Here is an 18,786-nt window from a genome sequence, read left to right as displayed (position 1 = left end):
ATGCCTCGCCATTTCGCCGTCGGTAACGGCAACATGTTGATCAATTTGGACCGGTTTACGCGCATCCGCGATTTGTACTACCCGTACGTCGGCCAGCTGAACCACGTGGGCGGCTACGTCTGCCGGATCGGCGTATGGGCCGACGGCGCGTTCACGTGGCTCGGCGACGACGGATGGACGATCGAGGCGGGCTACGTGGCCGATTCGCTCGTTACGCAAGTGCGAGCCGTTCACGAGGCGCTCGGCCTGACGCTGGACATCAACGACGGCGTCCACCAGCGGGACAACATTTATTTGAAGCGGATTCGCGTGTCGAACCGGATGGCGGCGGAGCGGGAGGTCCGGCTGTTTTTCACCCAAGACTTCGCGATCAACGAAACCGAGGTCGGGGATACGGCCGCCTTTTACCCGCACAACCGGACGGTGTTTCACTACAAAAAAAACCGCTACTTCATGGCGAACGGCTCGGCGGGAGGCGAAGGCATCGTCCAATATTCGATGGGCGTGAAGCGGTTCCATCAGGCGGAAGGCACGTGGAGGGACGCCGAGGACGGGCATCTGATGGGCAATTCGATCGCCCAAGGCTCGGTCGACAGCACGATCGGCTTCCGGCTGCGCCTGCCCGCGGGCGGAACGGACGTCGCCTACTACTGGCTGTCCGTCGGCGAGTCGCTCGAGGAAGTGAAGCGACTCGACCAATACGTGCGCGACAGCGCTCCCGGCAAGCTGCTGGACCGCGTCCAAGTGTACTGGCAGCGGTGGTCCAACAAGGAGGAGCGGGATTACGCCGATTTGCCGGAGCCGGTCGTCTCCATGTTCAAGCAAAGCCTGCTCATCGTCCGCACCCAGACCGATTCGCGCGGCGCCATCATCGCGGCCAACGACACCGATATCATGAACTACAATCGCGATCATTACAGCTACATGTGGCCGCGGGACGGCGCGCTGATCGCCTACGCGATGTCGATGGCGGGGTATCACGAGACGGTCGTGCCGTTCTACGCATTTTGCGAAAGGACGCTGGCGCCGGAGGGGTATCTGCATCATAAATACAATCCGGACGGGACGGTCGGCTCGAGCTGGCATCCGTTTATCGCCGGGGGTCAAGCGCAGCTGCCGATCCAGGAGGACGAGACGGCGCTCGTGCTGTTCTCGCTTTGGCAATTTTACCGGCAGTCCGGCAACATCGAGCTGTGCCAATCGCTGTACGGCAGCCTCATCCGCAAGTCGGCGAAATTTTTGCGCGGCTACATCGAGCCGGAGCTGAAGCTGCCGAAGCCGAGCTACGATTTGTGGGAGGAACGGTACGGCATCTACACGTTTACCGTGGCGGCGGTTTACGGCGGCTTGAAGGCGGCGGCGCAATTTTCCGCGCTGTTCGGCGATCAGGAGCGGAGCGAGCGGTACGCCCAGTCCGCGGAATACGTCAAGTCGGGGATGCTCGAGCATTTGTGGGACGAAGAGACCGGCCGGTTCGCGCGCGGGCTGTTTTGGCAGGACGGGGTGTGGGTGAAGGACATGACGCCGGAAAGCAGCGTATACGGCATCTTCGAGTTCGGCGTGCTCGCCGCCGACGATCCCCGCGTCGTCAGCACGATGCGGAGCTTGCGGCAGGAGCTGACGATCCGCACCGAGGTCGGCGGCGTGGCGCGGTACAAAAACGACTACTACTTCCAACGGTCGTCGGATATCGACCGGATTCCGGGCAATCCGTGGATCATCTGCACGCTGTGGATGGCGGAGTGGGAAATCGAATGCGCCCGCACGCCGGAGGAGCTAGCCGCCCCGCGCGCCACGCTCGAATGGGTGACGCGGCAGGCGCTCGAGACGGGCGTCCTGCCCGAGCAGCTCGATCCGTTCGACGGGAGCCCGCTGTCCGTCGCGCCGCTGACGTGGTCGAGTGCGACGTTCGTACTGGCGGTGGTCAAATATTTGAACAAGGCGAAGGAGCTTGCGGCGCGGTCCGGCTCGTGACGCGGCCGAGCCCGACTTTACGATCGGCGGGGCGCGTTCCGCCGCCCAAGCGTTCCCTTGCTTCGTCCGGCACCCTCCCCAGGAGGGTGTTTTTTTCTTGACGCTACGGAAAGTGTAACTTTGCAAAAAGCGAATGCGACATTCTGTACCAAGAAAACACGAATGTACCGCGTCGAAAGGCTTCGATCAGAAGCTTTTCTTATCGATTTGTCATCCCGCTGTGACGGTCGTTCCATTGAACGGTTCCCTGTGCTGCCCTATGATAAAAACCGGCGGAACGGGGAGGACGATCGATGGTGCTTCGTCCGATCGGCTCCTTCTCCTCCGCCGCCGTATATTCGGTCAAGGGGGAAGCGCAGCGATGCGAAATAGGCGAAAAAGACGCAAGATGCGAGCGATCCGAACGATACGTCGATACGTCCCCTTGGCGCTGCTGCTGCTCGCGGCGGCGCTGGGCGGATGCGAGAAGAAGGAAGAGCGGCCGGAGGACGCGTTGTTGGCCTATGTGACGGCTTGGGACCGGCAGCAGTTCGAGGGCATGTACGACAGGCTGACGCCGGAAGCGCAGGCGGCGATCGCGAAGGAGGACTTCGTCGGCCGGTACCGCACGATATACGAAGGCATCGAGGCGAAGCGGCTGTCCGTCGCGGCGGACGCGCCCGGGCCCGATGCCGGCAAATCGGCCGACGAAGTCGAGATCGGCTATCACGTCCGGATGGATACGGTGGCGGGGCCGATCGAGTTCGACCATCGGGCGAAGCTGCGCCGGACGGCCGTCGGCAAGCGGACGGAATGGAGAATCGCCTGGGAGCCTTCGCTTCTGTTCCCGGGCATGGCCGAAGGAGATAAAGTCCGGGTGCAGACGACGCCGGGAGAGCGGGGCGAGATCGTCGACCGAAACGGAGTGGGCTTGGCCGTGAACGGAGCCGCTTCGCAAATCGGCATCGTGCCGGGCAAGTGGGCCGCCGAAGCCGAGACGTCCAAGGCGAAGCTGGCGGGCTTGCTCGGGATCGCGCCCGAGGAGATCGACAGGAAGCTGGCCGCTCCCTGGGTGAAGCCGGACGTGTTCGTCCCGATCGCGTTCGTCGAGGAGGAGCGGATGAGCGATTATTTGCAAATCCCCGGCGTCGACAAGCGGAGCAAAAGCGTGCGCGCGTATCCGCTCGGCGAGGCGGCGGCCCATCTGACCGGATACATAGGCGAGATCAGCGCGGAGGAGCTGGAGAAGCGGAAGGACGGCGGTTACGCGGCGGGCGAGAGGATCGGCAAGTCGGGCTTGGAGCAGTTGTACGAAGATCGGCTGAGGGGCCGCAGCGGCGTGCGCGTCTCGATCGTCGATGCAGGCGGCAAAGAAAAAGCCGTCCTGGCCGAAACGGAACCCGCCGCCGGTGAAACGGTCCGCCTGACCGTCGATGCGAACCTGCAGCGAATCGCCTACGACGAGCTGCGCAAGGACGCGGCGACGGCGGCGGCGATCAATCCGGTTTCCGGCGACATTCTCGCGCTGGTGAGCAGTCCGTCGTACGACCCGAACGCGTTCGCGCGGGGACTGTCCGACGCCCGGTATGAGGAATGGAACCGCGATCCGCGCAAGCAGTTTTTGAACCGGTTCTCGAAGGGGTATTCCCCCGGCTCGGCGTTCAAGCTCGTGACGGCCGCCATCGGCTTGGACGCGAAGACGCTCGATCCCGGGGAAGCGGTGCCGATCCAAGGCTTATCCTGGAGCAAGGACCGTTCGTGGGGCGGCTACTACGTCAAGCGCGTTCACGAGAAAAGCCCCGTCCGGCTGACGGATGCGCTGACTTATTCGGACAACATCTATTTCGCGCAGGCGGCGCTGCGGATCGGCGCCCCGGCCTTCGCGCAGGCGGCGGCCAAATTCGGCATCGGCGAAGAGCTGCCGATTCCGTATCCGTTCAAGAAATCGCAGCTGTCCAACGACGGCATCCGCAACGACATTCAGCTGGCCGACACGGGATACGGGCAGGGCGAGGTGATCATGACGCCGCTGCATATCGCTCTCGTCTTCTCCGCCGTTGCGGGCGAAGGCGATATGGTCTACCCGGCGTTGACGCGGGAGGAGGGGGCGCCGCATCCGGACGTATGGAAGGCGAACGCGATGTCGCCGGAAACGGCCGCGCTGCTGCGGAACGACTTGATTCAAGCGGTCGCGAGCCCGGCCGGGCCCGGGCACGGCGCCTACGTCCCCGGCGCGGCAATCGCCGGCAAGACGGGTACGGCGGAATTGAAGGCGAGCAAGGACGCGGACGGTCAAGAGAACGGCTGGTTCGTCGGCTTCGACGCGGCCGATCCGAAGCTGCTTCTCGCGATCATGGTCGAGGACGTGAAGGGGAGGGGCGGCAGCGGGTACGTGACGCCGAAGGCGAAGCGCATTTTCCAGCAGGCGAACCGGCAGCCGTAACGAATGAACGTCCGGAAAAGCCGGATACGACGGAAATCGCCGCCGCGCGGAAAAGGAAAGGCGTCCGGCTCATGGAGCCGAGACGCCTTTTCCGGCCGCCTTCCGTTCTTCCGGCGGCAGCGCGTGCAGGATGTAGCCTTTGCCGCGGATGTTTTCGATCGAGAAGGCGCGGCCCGTTTTTTTGCGGATCCGGTACAGCAGCGAGTTGATTTCTTCGGGCGCCGCGGAATCGCCCCCGTCCTCGCCGCTCCGCTCCGGCCATACGTGGCGGATCAATTCGTCCCGCGGGACGAATTGGCGCTCTTTGCCGAGAAGCAGCTCGACGCACCGGAATTCCTTGTCCGTGAACCGGTAATCGCGGTCCCGCAGCCGGACCGTCTGGCGGACCGGATCCAGCGAATAGCCGTCGGCGGGACGGCCGCTTTCGGGCGCCGCGGGGATCGAGTCGAGCGTTTCCTCCAGGTTGACCGGCGAGAACGAAAGGACGACCGAGCCTTTGGCGAACGAGATCGAGTCGGCCGGACCGAGCGGTCTCGGCGCGAACGGGGCGAGCCGGCAGCCGTTGACGGCGGTGCCGTGCTTGCTGCCCATGTCCATGATGAAGTAGACGCCGTTATCGAAGTAGACGGAAGCCTGCTTCCGGGAAACGAAGACGTTGTCGAACGCCACATCCGGCTCCCATGACTCGACTTTTCGGCCCAATATCAAGTCGGCATGCCTAAGCGGAATGATCGCGCCACCCTCGAAAGGATAGCCTCGCTCCACGATCAGGCATGAAGGCAAGCGCATGCGTGCCACCTCCCGTGAAATGTGCATCGAACCCCAATCGAATTCCTTCATCTCGGCTCGTTAACGATTAACGGGCCGAACCGTTCGCGCCGTTAACCGTTACGGCTTCTCCGCCACAAGCGTGAACGTCTTCGGAATGCCTTTGTCGAACACGTCCGACGAGGCGTTCGGCTCCTCCTCCAGCAGGCGGACGATCAGGCCGGCGCCGGCGAAGCCGGTCACGATCTCGCCGAGCGTCCATTTGCGCAGCAGCACCTTGGGGAGAGCCGCCCGCTCGGACTCCGGGACGAATTTCGCGTAGGCGACGTCCGTTTCTTCCAGCGAGGCGTCGAAGTAGTCGCCGGTCACTTTATGCTTGCGGATGTTCGCGGTCGTCCCGCGCGAGCGGATCAGCTTCGTCGATACCGGGTGAAAATCTTGCAGCACGAGCCGGCCGCCGGGCTTGAGCAGCCTCGAGACGGTGGCGGCGAGCGGCGCCAGTTCGAGAAAATAATGCAGGATGCCGAATTCCATCAGCACCGCGTCGTAATCGCCGCTCAGCTCCCCGGGAGGCAGGTCGAGCACGTCGGAAACGACGTAGCGGATCGACGTCCCGGCCGCTTCCGCGAGCCGGAGGGCGTATGCCGCATTCTCGGAGGAGAAATCGACGACCGTCACCCGCGCGCCGAGCAGCGCCATCGCCACCGCCTTGTGGCCGTGCGAGCCGAGCAGGTTCGCGATCTTCGCGCCGGCCAGCTCGTCCAGATAACGCGAAAAGGAACGAATGCGCGCGGCCGGGTCCTGCACGATTTTGGCCGCCGCCGCTTCGGGGGGGCCGTACCGGTTCACCCAAGCTTCGTACGACTTTTCGTTCCAAGCTTTCTCGTTCGTTTCGTTCACTTGTTTTTGCACGTTCGATCCTCCGGCTCCTTCGCCCGTTCGGTTTGGTCGTCCGCCATGCGGTCTTCTTGGCTACAGTGTATCCAACCGGCCGCCGCCGCATAAGGGGGAAGGGCATCGTCGGATCGTTCGCCGAGCTCCCGTCCCGTTCGGTCGGGAGCGGCCTGCCGAGCGTTTCCATAAGAACCTAATGGTAGCACAGGAGGGGCGTTTCGGGCAACGCCCCTCCGGCCGTCCGGGCCGGGCGGAAATCGAATCGGCGAAGCGGCCGCGCTACACGGTCGTCGTCTCCCGGAACCGGCGGAACACCTCGTACGTCCGGTCGGCGCATTCGGATATGCGGATCGGGTGGAAGCCGGGCACCTCGGCATGGAGCGTATCCCGAAGCGGCTCCGTCCAACGGGCCGGCAGTCCGGACGCGCCGAGCGAGGCACCGAGAATCGATCCGACGGTCGCGCCGTTGCAGTCCGTATCCCAGCCGCCGAGGACGGCGGCGCCGATGGACGTCTCGAAATCGCCGCGTCCGAACACAAGGGCGGCGGCCACGAGGGCGGCGTTGTTGTTCGTATGGATCGGGTGGTAATGGCCGAACGCCTCGTGCAGACGCTCGACCAGCGCGAGCGGTTCGTCGCTCGTGCGGGCGATGTCGACGGCCCGCGCGATATCGCGGGCTAGCCGGCTGCCGGCCGGAATTTCGCCGAGCCCGATCCGGACGATCTCCTCCGGATCGTTCACGACGAAGGCGGCGGCGATCATGGCGGCGACGAACATGGCGCCGTAGATGCCGTTCTTCACGTGGGAGAACGAAGCGTCGCGCCAAGCCAGCTCGGCGGCCAGCTCCGGGCGGCCCGCGGCCGCGTACGCCCAGCCGTCGGCGCGGATTTGCGCTCCGATCCATTCGCGGTACGGGTTCAGATGCGTCCGCACCCAATGCCGCTTCGCGTCCGCGTCCGCATCGTCCCGGCCGGGGTAATCGATCGCGAGCGCGTTGAAGTAGGCGGCCCACTCGGCCGTATACGTCTGTCCCGCGGGCAGCAGCCGGTGCCAGAGGCGGCCGATGTCCCACGAGGTCCAGTCGAGCCCTTTTTCCTCCAGCAGCTTCAGGGCGAGCACGGTGTAGCGGATGTCGTCGTCGGTTTCCATGAAGCGGATGCGCTCGCGCGTGCTGTCCATGCCTTGCGGGTTGAGCTTCAGGCCGAATTCGGCCGCCGCCCGGGACGTCTCCGGGACGTAGCCGCGGATCGGCCAGGCGTCCGCGCCTTCCAGCCAGCGGTGGACGTGCTTCCAGGGAGGCGCATCGGCGGTCCCGTACACGAACGCGCCGGTTTCGAACGGCTTGCCTAGCGCGCAGCCGGCGCATCGACCCAGCCAGGCGCCGTACATTTTGTCCTTCCAAGCGGATTCGTCCGACGAGACGTTCGCCTCGAGGCTTCTCCGGCCTTCGGGGCGGGATCGGCGGATCGGCTCCAGCTCCGACGGCTCCTCGAACGGGAAGTCCGGGGAGACGGGCAGCTCCGCGAGCTCGCGATAAAGCGCCATCAGCGCATCGCGGCCCGCTCCGGCGGCGGCGTCCAGCCGTTCGCCGAAGCCGGCGACGTCGCAGCCTTCCTCCCGACGTTGGACGATTTCCAGCCGGATCAGCGAAGTCAAACGGTTCGTATCGTACACGGTCATTCCTCCTTGCGCGGCGGCAAGCGCCGCTTGATGTCTCCATTATAGGAAAGCCGTCCGCGCCGTTTCTTCGCAATTCCGGCTCATTCGTTCTCAAAAATGTCCGAAACCGGATGTTCGTTCCGGTACTGCTGCGGCGTCACGCCGACATGCTCCTTGAACAGCCGGTAAAACGTGGCCAAGCTTTGAAACCCGCAGTCGAAGCAGATGTCGGCGATCGGGCGATCCGTGGCCGCCAGCTCCCGCTTCGCGTCGCGAATCCGGCGGAGCGTGACGTACCGGTGAAAGCCGTAGCCCATCGTCTGCTTCCAAAACCGCGCGGCGCCCGACGGGGTCATGCCGAGATGGTCGGCAAGCTGCTTCAGCCCGATATCGCCGCTCCCGTCGCGCCGCTCGAGGAAGGCGACGGCCCGGCCGAGCTTGCGTCGGGTGCCGGACTCCAGACGGCGGAGCCGGTGTCCCGGGCTTCCGGCGAAATGGCGGAGAATGCCGACGCAAGCTTGCAGCAGCAAGCTTTTGACGGCGGTCAGGTACCCTTCGCGCTTATGCTGCAGCTCCTCGTGCATCGCTTCGATCAGCGGAACGATCGACCGGGACGCCGGGCTGCCGGCCGGAATATGGTTTTGGAACCGCTCCGGGCTGTAGGCGAAAGGCAGAAGCAGCGACTCGTCCTCGGCGAGCAGCAGCGACGGATCGAAATTGACGAACAGGTAGACGCTCGGGTCGTCCGGATCGGACTCCGCGATATGCTCTTCTTGATGGTTGACGATGAACAGGTCGCCGGGACCGACCCCGTACGTTTTGTTGCCGAAATAAAACGTCCCGCGTCCGGAGACGCAGCAGCCGATCTCCAAGCTTTCGTGAACGTGCAGCGGCTGCTTGACCGGGCTCGGCGTCCAGCGGAACACGTTGACCGGAATATCGTGATCGTAGCGGATGTGAAGGCGCATGACAGGGTTCCCTCCGTATAGGTGAACGGTATCCCGGATTTCGGTTCGATCGAAACCGATTATACCGGAGCGGACGTCCGGGCGGAAGGGAGGCACGGGAAAAACGGGCCGAGACGGGAACTGTGCCGGATTTGTGAAATAAAGGAAAAGGGTATTTCGCTATAGAGTAATTAATGTTACTATTAAAAGTAATCAAAGGAGGTTGATCCGATGATCGACGATTTGCACCTGAACGTTCCGCTGCTTCGCCGCCGCGTGCCGAACTTGACGGCCGCCGCCAAAGCGGCCGGGCTCCGTCCCGCGACCGTTTCGAATCTGTGTACGGGCAAAATTCCGGTCGGCCGCGCCGAGGTGCGCACGGTCGCCATCCTCGCCGCCTTGGCGGGCTGTACGATGGACGAACTCGTCATTCGCGGAGCCGGCGCGGGCGTACTGGAGACGGGCATCAAGGCGCTCGATCTGTTCGCGCCTCTCGTCCGGGGAGGGACCGCCGGCGCGGTGGCGCGGCCGGGCATGGGCCAGCTGGTGCTGCTGGCCGAGCTGTTCCGCCGCATCGGCCGGCAGCGCGGCTATGCGACCGTGCTGTGGCGGCCGAAGGAAGAGAGCGCGGGCGTCGAAGACGCGGTGCGGGAGGCGGAAGCGGTATGCGCGTCGATGGAGGAGACGTACGCGGCCGTATGCGCCGCCCGCGATTCCCGCGACGTGCTGCTCGGGGCGGACCGCGAGGTCGTCTTGTCGGGCGAGCTGCAGACGCTTCGCGAGCGGCTGCGGGAGGCCGGCGCCCGGCCGGTTACGATCGTGCTCGTCGACACGCGCGGGGAGTCGATGGACGAGGACGTGCCGTACGGCCCGCTCGATACGCTGTGGAAGTTCGACGCCGATCTGGCCGCGCGGCATCTGTTCCCGGCCGTCGACCCGGTCGGCTCGACGTCCACGGTGCTGGAGGGCGCCCAGCTGGAGGCGGCTCATTTGACGGTCCAGCAGCGCGCCCGGAAGACGCTGCGCCGTTATCGCGAGCTGCGCGCGCTCGCCCGGGCTTGGGGGGCCGGGCGCATTCCGGAGGCGGAGCAGACCGCCTACCGGCAGGGCGAACGGCTGGAGGCGTTTTTGTCCCAGCCGTTCTACGTGGCGGAGCCGTTCACGAACCGCCCCGGGGAATGGACGCCGCTCGCCGACACGCTGGACGGCGTCCGGCGCATTCTCGACGGTGCGGCCGACGGGCTGGAGCCCGAGGCGCTGACGTACATCGGAAGGCTTGCGCTGGGGCCGGGAGACGATGCGGGCTTGTAGGTGCAAGCCGACAGTTGGCCTAGACGAGGAGGGACGACCGCCGCGACGACGTCCGGCCGCGCATGCCTCGAGCCGAGACGGCGTCCGGGTGGCTGACGTTCGGCTTTCACGAAAGCTTGGAGGAAGCGGCGGCGCTTGCACTGGAAGGGATGCTCGACCCGATGGGCGAGCGGTACGGGTACGGGCGGAAGGAGGCGCTCGCCTTGGCGAGCCTCGTCGTCGATTTGCGGGTGACGCAAATCGTGAACGGCGTCAAGGGCGTGCATGCGGTGCTGCCGCATGGGGCGATCCGGCAGCAAGCATTCTTTTTTCCGTACTTCCGTAAGGAATCGGCCGGCGATACCGTTGATTAAGGCGAGACCTCAATCTCAATCGACCGTCCTGGAGGAGAACCGAGATGTCCAGCCCGTTTTTGAGCCGGATCGGCAGCGTATTCGTACCGGTCCGGGATATCGAGAAAGCGCGAGATTGGTATTGCGAGATGTTGAATTTGCCCGCGGAGCGGGCGGAAATCCACTTCGGCCATTTGTGCCCCCTGCCGATGGAGGGCCCGGGCCTCGTTCTCGACAAGATGCCGATGTGGGGCGGCGACGAACCGGGCGGACCGCCGACTTTCCGGACGCCGGCCTTTATGTTCCTGACCGACGACCTGCATGCCGCCTACCGGTATATGCAGGACAAAGGCGTCGAGCTCGTGACCGAAACGATGGACGACCACTGGTTCGCCTTTCGCGACCCGGACGGCAATCTGCTGATGGCTTGCCGCCGATAGCCGGCCGGCCGGCCGAAGAAAGAGCCGCCACCCGCCGCAACGGGGGCGGCTTCTTTTGCGTTCGAGTGGCGACGGTATAAGAGAACCGAAGTGACGGGCCGTCCAAGCCGTGCGAAATCGGGCGGGGGAATGATTCACACTTTCGTTGCATAAAAATACATTATGATGTATGATTATTAACGAGGTGAGCGCACATGAAAATCGCGTTTGACAATACGTTGCCGGCCAAAGATCAAGTGGCGGCTTTAATAGAAGCAAGCGGGCTCGAGGGTCATTGGGACGTGAACCGCTTTTTCGACGTCGGCCGGGAGCGGTGCCGGTTCGTCTCGGCATACGACCGCGACGAGCTCGTCGGGCTCGGACGGTTTGTGGAAGGCGGCGCCTCCGGCGAGGAGATCGACGGCCGGCTCGATATCGTCGTACTGCCGGACTACCGGAGCCGCGACATCGTCGGCACCATTTTCAAGCTGCTGAAGAGCCGCAAGGCGGCGCATCCCGCCCACGCCTGACGGCGAAGCGGGCCTGAACGCGGCGGAGCCGATAACCGGATACGAGATCGAAGGCACGGGACGTTTTCGCTCCCGTGTTTTTTTCGTGTCCGGCCGCATAGAATAAAGGGTCAACCCATAGGAGCGGGCGCCCGAACTCCGGCTTATTTTGCTTTGCTTCGCCCCCGAATTGTTGTATAGTGGTTTTAACGTTTTACATAACGTTGATTGTCATGTTTGCGGGGCGATATCCGCCAATCGTACGGGAGGTACACTTGGAGATGGACGAATTGAAGCTGAAGGTGCTTGAATTGCTGAAGGAGGACGCGCGTCGGACCCCGGAGCTGGTGGCCACGATGCTTGGCGTGGAAGTCGACGAGGTACGGCGAGCGATCAAGGAGATGGAGGCGGACCATATCATCGTCAAATACGCCACCGTCGTCAACTGGAGCAAGGTCGACGACGAGAAGGTGACCGCGCTGATCGAGGTGCAAATTACTCCGGAACGCGGCCGCGGCTTTGACGCGATTGCCGAACGCATCTATCTCCACCCCGAAGTGAAGTCGGTTTACTTGATGTCCGGCGCCTACGACCTGCTGGTCGAGATCGAGGGCAAAAACTTGAAGGAAGTCGCTTCGTTCGTATCGAGCAAGCTGTCGCCGATCGAAAGCGTCCTTTCCACGAAAACGCATTTCATCCTTAAAAAATATAAGCAGGACGGCATCATCTTCGAGGATCATGTCGAAGATTACCGGATGCACATTTCCCCATAAATTCATAAAGGAAGATTCCGATGATCAAACAGGAACCGTTACAAACGGAACAAGCCCGCGATTCCCAATCGATGAACCGTTTTTTGAATCCGCAAGTGCGCTCGATTCCGCCTTCGGGCATTCGGAAATATTTCGACCTGGCCAGCGGCAACAAAGAGATCATCTCCCTCGGCGTAGGCGAGCCGGATTTCGTGACGCCTTGGCATATCCGCGACGCGGCCGTCTCCTCGCTCGAGCGCGGCCGGACGACGTACACGCCGAACGCCGGACTGCCGGAGCTGCGCGAGGCGATCGCGGAATATTTGCATAACCAGTTCGCCGTCACCTACGAGCCGAAAAACGAAATTATCGTGACGATCGGCGGCAGCGAAGCGATCGACTTGGCGCTGCGCTCCTTCATCAGCCCCGGCGACGAGGTGCTCGTGCCCGAGCCGTGCTACATTCCGTACGCCCCGATTACGACGCTGTCGGGAGGGACGCCGGTCGGCATCGAGACGTTCGCCGAGGACAACTTCAAGCTGAAGCCCGAAGCGCTTCGCGCCAAGCTGACGCCGAAGTCGAAGGTGCTCATCCTGTGCTACCCGAGCAATCCGACCGGCGGGGTCATGACGTACGAGGACTTGCTGCCGATCGTTCAAATCGCCCAGGAGCACGACCTGCTCGTCATTACGGACGAAATATACGCCGAGCTGACGTACGGGATCAAGCACGTGTCCATCGCCTCGCTGCCCGGCATGAAGGACCGCACCATTTTGGTCAGCGGGTTTTCCAAGGCGTTCGCGATGACCGGCTGGCGGATGGGCTACGCGTGCGGACATCCGGAGCTGATCGCCGCGATGCTGAAAATTCATCAATACACCGTCATGTGCGCGCCGGTCATGGGCCAGGTGGCGGCTCACGAAGCGCTGACCCGGGGACTCGAGGAAAAGGACCGGATGGTCGAGTCGTATAACCAGCGCCGCCGTCTCGTCGTGAAGGGCTTCCGCGACATCGGTCTCGAATGCCACGAGCCGCAAGGCGCCTTCTACGCGTTTCCTTCGATCAAGTCCACCGGTCTGACGTCCGACCAGTTTTGCGAGCGGCTGCTCCGCGAAGGCAAGGTGGCGACCGTCGCCGGCCACGTGTTCGGTCTCGGCGGAGAAGGCTACATCCGATGCTCGTATGCGACTTCCGTCGCACAGCTTCAGGAGGCGTTGGAGCGCATAGACGGGTTTATCCGCAAGGTGAAGGCGGAAGCGTGACCGAAGTCCCTGAGACGAATGGAAAACAGATACCCATTTTCCAGCATTTTTGGTATAATGGAGGCAACTCGCTGGCTTGTGGCGAGCGTCTGCAAAGATTCGTCGAAAGGGAGGGATTGGCTTGATGGTTTTGGATTACGGACAGGGCGACATGCTGCTTGACGGCGGCGTCACCGAACCGGTCCGAACGGTACATTGGCCTCACCGCGTCAGACGGAAGTCCCGATCCGGCGCAGCGGTCGCTGCGGTTTCTTTGGAAGATGAGATTACGAGCTTGCGCCGAAAAATGGAAGACGCCTTTCTGGAATGCGAATCGCTGACCTCCGATCCGGTCGTCGCAATTAGCCGGATGCTGGACGCCAAGATCAACGAGTATATGAAAGTCTCGTGCAAGGACTAGGGCAACCTGGTCCTTTTTTACGTTCAAGGGGATCGATTCCAGGAGTTCGACACTGTTCTATTTCAATTTACAAAATTCGACCCGTCGTGCTATCATGAAGTGGAGATTCCAATTTACTGGAATTTGCCATTCATACTAACGGAAAAGGAAGGGTCGCCTTCATGCTCAACACGGTAACTCGAAGCGTTTCCCGCAAGCTGACCATCATGATCTTTTGCATTCTGATCGTCTTCTCGCTGTGTGCGGCTTATATTTCGTACGTTTCCCAGCGCGCTCAGCACATGGATACGATGGTTACGATCCATGAGACGAACGATTTGACGGCCACGCTCGTCGGCAGCTTCGTGGCGGCGACGGAGGACAAGCTGAAGGCCGGAGGGAACGTGAAGAACGACACGGACGCCGGCACGGTGGTCAGCGTTCTCGATTCGATGGTCGGGCAGGAGTTGGTGGAAAACGCTTACTTGTTTTTTCCGGACTCGGTCCAGCGGGACGGCAAGACGTACTTGAAGATGCTCGCATCGAATACGAAGCTGGCCGAAGCGCTCCCGTCCAATAGCGATTACGAGCTGAACGACATCTTCATGAAAGCCGTCTCCGGCTTGGACAAGTCGGACGTCGTCCTTACGGATTCGTATACCGATTCGAACGGCACGTTCATCAGCACGCTGTCCCGCATTACCGACGCGAACGGCAAAGTAATCGCGATATTCGGGCTCGACTTTACATACGGGGAAGTCCAGAAGGTGCTCCGCAACAAGGTGCTGGAGTCGGTCGGCATCGCCCTCGTGCTCGGCTTGCTGTTCTCCTGCCTGATCTGGTATATCATCGTCCGGCAGCTGGCGCCCTTCAAGGAGCTGACGGCGGCGACGCAGCGGGCGGCCGGCGGCGATTTCTCGTTCCAGATGGTGGTGACGAGAAAGGACGAGTTCGGTCGGCTCAAGCACAATTTCAACGAGATGCTGAGAAGCGTCTCCACGCTGCTGCAGGAAATCCGAAGCTCCACGCAGGAAGTCGTCGCCTCTTCCCATACGATGCGCGACGGCTCCGGTCAAAGCTTGAGCGCCGCCCAATCGATCGCGGGGCGTATCCAGGAAATCGCGGCGAACGGCGAGACGCAGCTGCAAAGCACGGAGGAAGCGAAGCGGGCGATCGAGGAAATGGCGGTCGCGGTCCAACGGATCGCACAGTCCGCGGGCGACGTCACGGAGCACGTGATGGGCGTATCGGCGGAGACGGACTCCAACCGGCAGCTGATGGCGCAGACCGTCGCGCAGAAGGAGAGCATCAACGAAAGCGTCCAGCTCGCGGCGGAGAAGCTTCGTCTGCTGCTGGAGCGCTCCTCGGATATCCAGGGCATCGTCGATATTATAAGCGAAATCGCCGGGCAGACGAATTTGCTGTCGCTCAACGCCTCGATCGAGGCGGCCCGGGCGGGCGAGCACGGCCGCGGCTTCGCCGTTGTCGCCGGAGAAATCCGCAAGCTGGCCGAGCAGACGCGGGCGTCGTCCGAAGAAATCGCCGAGCTGATCCGCGGCACGAACGAGGTGACCGGAGAAATTGCCGAGAGCATGACGATCGGGGCGCAAAAAGCGTTAAGCGGAGCGGAAATCGTCCATCAGGCGCATGAAGGCTTCGACCGGATCGCGAAGGCGATGAACAGCATCACCGCCCAGGTCGAGGAAGTGTCCGCCGCGACGGAGCAGCTCTCCGCAAGCTCCGAGGAAATGGCGGCGACGATGGAGGAGCTGGCGCGGGCGGCGGAGCAGTCGTCGCGCAACGCCCAGGAAATCGCCTCCGCGGTCGAGCGTCAGGTGGAGACGATGGACGCCTTGGCGGCCTCCTCCGAAGATGTGAGACAGACGGCGGACCGGGTGAAGGACGGAATCGGCAAATTCGTCGTAAGCTGATGCGGATCGGTCCGGCGCGAACGTAAACTTTCGTTTGTCTCCGCTCCCGTGGTATCATATAGACATCAAAAGAGTCAGGAGCGCACTCGGAGGGGAGAACCAGATGAAAGCGAGATCGTGGAAAATCGGCGTCGCCGCGGCGGTTCTTGCGTTGCTTGTCGCCGTGACGGCCGCATGCGGTGGGCCGAAGGCGGACGTGTCGGTATTCATGATGTTCCCGCAAAATTCGCCGTTCAACAAGCAGGACGAGCTCAAGACGGCGCTGCAGGCCAAGGTGGGCGAGGCGCCGACCGTGGACGTGAGCGTCAGCCCGATGTTCGAGCTGCAAAAAATGATCGTCGAGCTGGCCGCCGGCGATCACGGCGTGTTCGTGCTGCCGAAGGAGCAGTTCGACAACTTCAAGAAGGACGACGGCTTCGTGCCGCTCGACGACGTGTTGAAGAAGGAAGATTTCCCCGAGGGCGTGCATAACGACAAGCTCATCGGCATTCCGCTCAAAGACTCGAAGCTGCTCAAGGATGCGGGCTATAAGGGCGAGGAAGTGTTCGCCTTCATTACGGTCCGGGTGAAGGAGCAGGAGAAGGCGAAGCAGGTGTTGAAGGCGATGGCGGAACGGTAAGAACGGAACGCGATACGAGGACGGCCGTGCAGCGATGCGCGGCCGTTTTTTTTGCTGCAGCGCCGGCCGCGCCGATATTCGGCCGTCTAACGGAACAACAAGAAGCCGCCGGCCCTTTCGCCTGCGGCTTCGCTTATTTCCGTTCGCTCCCGCCGATGTCGCCGGCGCCCGGCTCGCCGTCTTCCCGCGCCAAGCTTTCCCGGTAGCCGCGGCGGAATTCGCTCGGCGTGACGCCCTTCAGCTGCTTGAAGACGCGGGAGAACGTCCGGTACGAGTCGAAGCCGACGTCCTCGGCGATGTCCTGAACCGTCATGCCGGTCGTGGCGAGCAGGCCGGTCGCCCGGCGGACGCGCAGCGCGTGGACGTAGTCGAGGAAGTTCAGGCCGAGCGCCTCCTTGAACGACCGGCTGATGCCGGATACGCTCGAACCGAACCGTTCGGCCAAGTCGTCCAAGGTCAGCCGGTTCAAGTAATGGGTATGCACGTACTGCACGATGTCCCAAATCGGCCGGTGTCCATCCGGTGCGGCTCGTTCCGCCCGATCGGCGAGCGCCGGGGCGTGGGAGCGGACGTACAGCAGCAGCGCCTCGACGAGCTTCGTCCGCATGTAGCTGTTCCGGGCGACGTTCGACTCGGCATATTCCCGCAGCAGCTTGGCGCAGACGTCCTTCATCTCCGCCGTCTGCCGTTCGTCCAGCTGGTTGAACGACGGCAGCGCGTCGCCGGCCTGCAGCAGCAGGCTGCCGAGCTCGTCGTCGGCTTGCGGGCCGAACAGCACGCTCAAGTCGAACATGCAGCTGTACAGCCGGATCGGCCGTCCGGGCTCGCTATAGATTTCGTGCACGTGATGCGGGAGCAAAAACGTCGCCGCCCCGGGTCTCATCTCGTGAGCCTTCCCGTTGACGATTTCGGTGCCGCGCCCTTCGACGACGAGCGACAGCTCCGCGAAGTCGTGGTGGTGAAGGCGGGTCATCCGATGAATCGTATTCAGCTTGATGTAGAACGGAAGCTGCCCTTTTTTCAAATTCGCCGCGGCGAGCGCGTCCTGATATTCGGGGAACGGGGCCATGGTCTCTCCTCCAGCCTGAAGCGGCGATCGATGGGGTCCGCGAGCTTTCCCCCGTATTGTAATACGGTGCGGGGCGCGTCGTCCAGCGGCGCGTTCCGGGGCGCGGCCTATTGTCAGACGGTCGGATTTGGCCTATAATCGATCCGTAAGCATGATGCTTGTCCGTAAGCCTTCGACATGTATACGACGATAAGCGGAACAGGTGCCCGCAGCGTTCGACGCTCGGGTTAAAAGGGAAGTCGGTGCGATTCCGACACGGTCCCGCCACTGTGAACCGGAAGCCAACTCGTAACGCCACTGTCCGTACCGGACGGGAAGGCGAGGAGGCGGCGCGGCAACGATGCGCATCCGGGAGTCAGGAGACCTGCCTGTTCGCGTACAGCTCCAGTTTCCTTCGAGGAAAAGGAACCGGCTAATTCGGGAATGCAAGTCCCTTTCGTGCCATTGCCGTACGATTGCCCGCGTTCGCTGCGCCCCCGTCCCGCCGAGGATGGGGGTTTTTCCGTTGTGCTGCCGTATCGAAGGCGAGGGCTATTTTTTCGGTCATTTGCAGGGGAGGTTCCAGACGTGTTGAGAAAATGGGGAACGGCGCTGCTGACGGCGGCGCTCGCGATTTCGGTCGCCGCGTGCGGCACGAACAAGGATAACGGCGGGGTCGTAAAAGATCCGGCCCAAGCGGCCGGCGACGCCAAGACGGGGAAGGAGGCGGCGTCCAAGCGGACGACGTACCCGTTCACGGTGAAGGACAGCTCCGGCAAGGAGTTTACGTTCGCGAAGGCGCCGGAGCGGATCGTCTCGCTGTCGCCGACGGAGACGGAGGTGCTGTTCGCGCTCGGCCTCGGGAACAAGATCGTCGGCGTCTCCAATTTGGACGACTATCCCGAGGAGGCGAAGAGCAAGCCGAAGATGGGCAATTTGCAGGGCAATCCGGAAGCGATCATCGCGGCGAATCCGGACGTCGTATTCGCGGGCTTGTCCTTGAACAAAAACTCGGTGAACAAGCTGAACGAGCTGAAGATGAACTTGTTCCAGACGAACCCGAAGACGGTCGATCAGGCGATCGAGCGCGTGCTGCTGTTCGGCCAAATTACGGATACGCAGGAGCAGGCGGAGAAGATCGCCGAGCAGATGCGGAAGGAAAAGCAGCAGGTCGTCGACGCTCTGAAGTCGCTCAAGCCCGAGCAGAGGAAAAACGTGTACATCGAATTTTCGCCGGGCTGGACCGTCGGCAGGGGCGAGTTCATGGACGACTTGATCACGCTCGCCGGCGGCGTGAACGTCGCCTCCGATCTGGAGGGCTGGAAGCAGATCAGCGAGGAGAAGGTCATCCAGTCGAACCCGGACGTCATTTTCTTCGCCAAGGCGGTTCCGGATTTGGAGAAGACGATCCGCGGCCGCTCGGGCTGGGATAAGATCGCCGCGATCCAGGCGAACAAGGTTATCGGGCTCGACGACAATCTGCTGTCGCGTCCGGGACCGCGCATTACGAAGGCGTTGGCCGAAATGGCCAAAAGCATCTATCCGGATCTGGTGAAGTAG

General features: G+C 62.7%; 17 protein-coding genes and 1 riboswitch. Of the genes, 12 read left to right on the top strand and 5 right to left on the bottom strand.

The genetic code is table 11. The features are described from left to right. Both DLM86_RS03595 and DLM86_RS03590 read left to right on the top strand, forming a co-directional pair. Window positions 1-1,974, top strand: a complete 1,974-nt coding sequence (locus tag DLM86_RS03595; protein WP_110838566.1) for a glycoside hydrolase family 15 protein — start codon at window positions 1-3, stop codon at window positions 1,972-1,974. Between the two features lie 388 nt (window positions 1,975-2,362). Next, entirely contained in the window at window positions 2,363-4,396 is a 2,034-nt protein-coding gene (locus DLM86_RS03590; RefSeq protein WP_110838641.1) for a penicillin-binding transpeptidase domain-containing protein, read from the top strand. Window positions 4,397-4,465: 69 nt separating this feature from the next. Here the strand turns inward: DLM86_RS03590 and DLM86_RS03585 are convergent, their stop codons facing one another. The 4 genes from DLM86_RS03585 to DLM86_RS03570 form a co-directional block, all read right to left on the bottom strand. Further along, window positions 4,466-5,185, bottom strand: coding sequence for an FHA domain-containing protein (locus DLM86_RS03585; RefSeq protein ID WP_158289304.1), 720 nt, complete (start codon window positions 5,183-5,185; stop codon window positions 4,466-4,468). 99 nt (window positions 5,186-5,284) lie between these two features. Continuing rightward, window positions 5,285-6,076, bottom strand: coding sequence for a class I SAM-dependent methyltransferase (locus tag DLM86_RS03580; RefSeq protein WP_110838564.1), 792 nt, complete (start codon window positions 6,074-6,076; stop codon window positions 5,285-5,287). Window positions 6,077-6,337: 261 nt separating this feature from the next. Then, window positions 6,338-7,738, bottom strand: a complete 1,401-nt coding sequence (locus DLM86_RS03575; protein WP_110838563.1) for an ADP-ribosylglycohydrolase family protein — start codon at window positions 7,736-7,738, stop codon at window positions 6,338-6,340. 80 nt (window positions 7,739-7,818) lie between these two features. Next, a complete protein-coding gene (locus DLM86_RS03570) occupies window positions 7,819-8,685 on the bottom strand; it encodes an AraC family transcriptional regulator (protein ID WP_110838562.1) in 867 nt (288 codons plus the stop codon). A 210-nt stretch (window positions 8,686-8,895) separates the two neighbouring features. Between DLM86_RS03570 and DLM86_RS03565 the strand changes: the two genes are divergently transcribed. The 9 genes from DLM86_RS03565 (at window position 8,896) to DLM86_RS03525 (ending at window position 16,178) form a co-directional block, all read left to right on the top strand. After that, complete coding sequence (locus tag DLM86_RS03565; protein ID WP_110838561.1) at window positions 8,896-9,975, top strand: F0F1 ATP synthase subunit beta; 1,080 nt, start codon at window positions 8,896-8,898, stop codon at window positions 9,973-9,975. Between the two features lie 62 nt (window positions 9,976-10,037). Next, window positions 10,038-10,328, top strand: a complete 291-nt coding sequence (locus DLM86_RS03560; RefSeq protein WP_211326471.1) for an acetamidase/formamidase family protein — start codon at window positions 10,038-10,040, stop codon at window positions 10,326-10,328. A 44-nt stretch (window positions 10,329-10,372) separates the two neighbouring features. Further along, window positions 10,373-10,747, top strand: a complete 375-nt coding sequence (locus DLM86_RS03555) for a VOC family protein (protein WP_110838560.1) — start codon at window positions 10,373-10,375, stop codon at window positions 10,745-10,747. A gap of 194 nt (window positions 10,748-10,941) precedes the next feature. Further along, window positions 10,942-11,256 (top strand): hypothetical protein, encoded by a 315-nt coding sequence (locus DLM86_RS03550; RefSeq protein WP_110838559.1) that lies wholly within the window; start codon window positions 10,942-10,944, stop codon window positions 11,254-11,256. 260 nt (window positions 11,257-11,516) lie between these two features. Next, window positions 11,517-12,008 carry an Lrp/AsnC family transcriptional regulator gene (locus DLM86_RS03545; RefSeq protein ID WP_110838558.1) on the top strand — a complete coding sequence of 164 codons (492 nt, stop codon included), beginning with the start codon at window positions 11,517-11,519 and terminating at the stop codon, window positions 12,006-12,008. A 20-nt stretch (window positions 12,009-12,028) separates the two neighbouring features. After that, window positions 12,029-13,249 (top strand): aminotransferase class I/II-fold pyridoxal phosphate-dependent enzyme, encoded by a 1,221-nt coding sequence (locus DLM86_RS03540; protein ID WP_110838557.1) that lies wholly within the window; start codon window positions 12,029-12,031, stop codon window positions 13,247-13,249. A gap of 124 nt (window positions 13,250-13,373) precedes the next feature. Beyond that, entirely contained in the window at window positions 13,374-13,649 is a 276-nt protein-coding gene (locus tag DLM86_RS03535; protein WP_245954323.1) for an aspartyl-phosphate phosphatase Spo0E family protein, read from the top strand. A gap of 161 nt (window positions 13,650-13,810) precedes the next feature. Further along, a complete protein-coding gene (locus tag DLM86_RS03530; protein ID WP_110838556.1) occupies window positions 13,811-15,559 on the top strand; it encodes a methyl-accepting chemotaxis protein in 1,749 nt (582 codons plus the stop codon). A 103-nt stretch (window positions 15,560-15,662) separates the two neighbouring features. After that, complete coding sequence (locus tag DLM86_RS03525; RefSeq protein WP_110838555.1) at window positions 15,663-16,178, top strand: hypothetical protein; 516 nt, start codon at window positions 15,663-15,665, stop codon at window positions 16,176-16,178. Between the two features lie 133 nt (window positions 16,179-16,311). On the opposite strand, the gene DLM86_RS03520 is transcribed toward DLM86_RS03525, so the two are convergent. Further along, window positions 16,312-17,247, bottom strand: a complete 936-nt coding sequence (locus DLM86_RS03520; protein WP_110838554.1) for a helix-turn-helix domain-containing protein — start codon at window positions 17,245-17,247, stop codon at window positions 16,312-16,314. 183 nt (window positions 17,248-17,430) lie between these two features. Beyond that, a riboswitch (cobalamin riboswitch) is annotated at window positions 17,431-17,633 on the top strand. Between the two features lie 181 nt (window positions 17,634-17,814). Here DLM86_RS03520 and DLM86_RS03515 point away from each other — a divergent pair. Further along, a complete protein-coding gene (locus DLM86_RS03515; RefSeq protein WP_245954322.1) occupies window positions 17,815-18,786 on the top strand; it encodes an ABC transporter substrate-binding protein in 972 nt (323 codons plus the stop codon).

It is taken from the genome of Paenibacillus flagellatus (assembly GCF_003217775.1).
Classification (GTDB): domain Bacteria; phylum Bacillota; class Bacilli; order Paenibacillales; family NBRC-103111; genus Paenibacillus_AB; species Paenibacillus_AB flagellatus.
The sequence above is the reverse complement of the archived record's forward strand: the minus strand, read 5'-3'. Positions and strand labels throughout refer to the sequence as shown.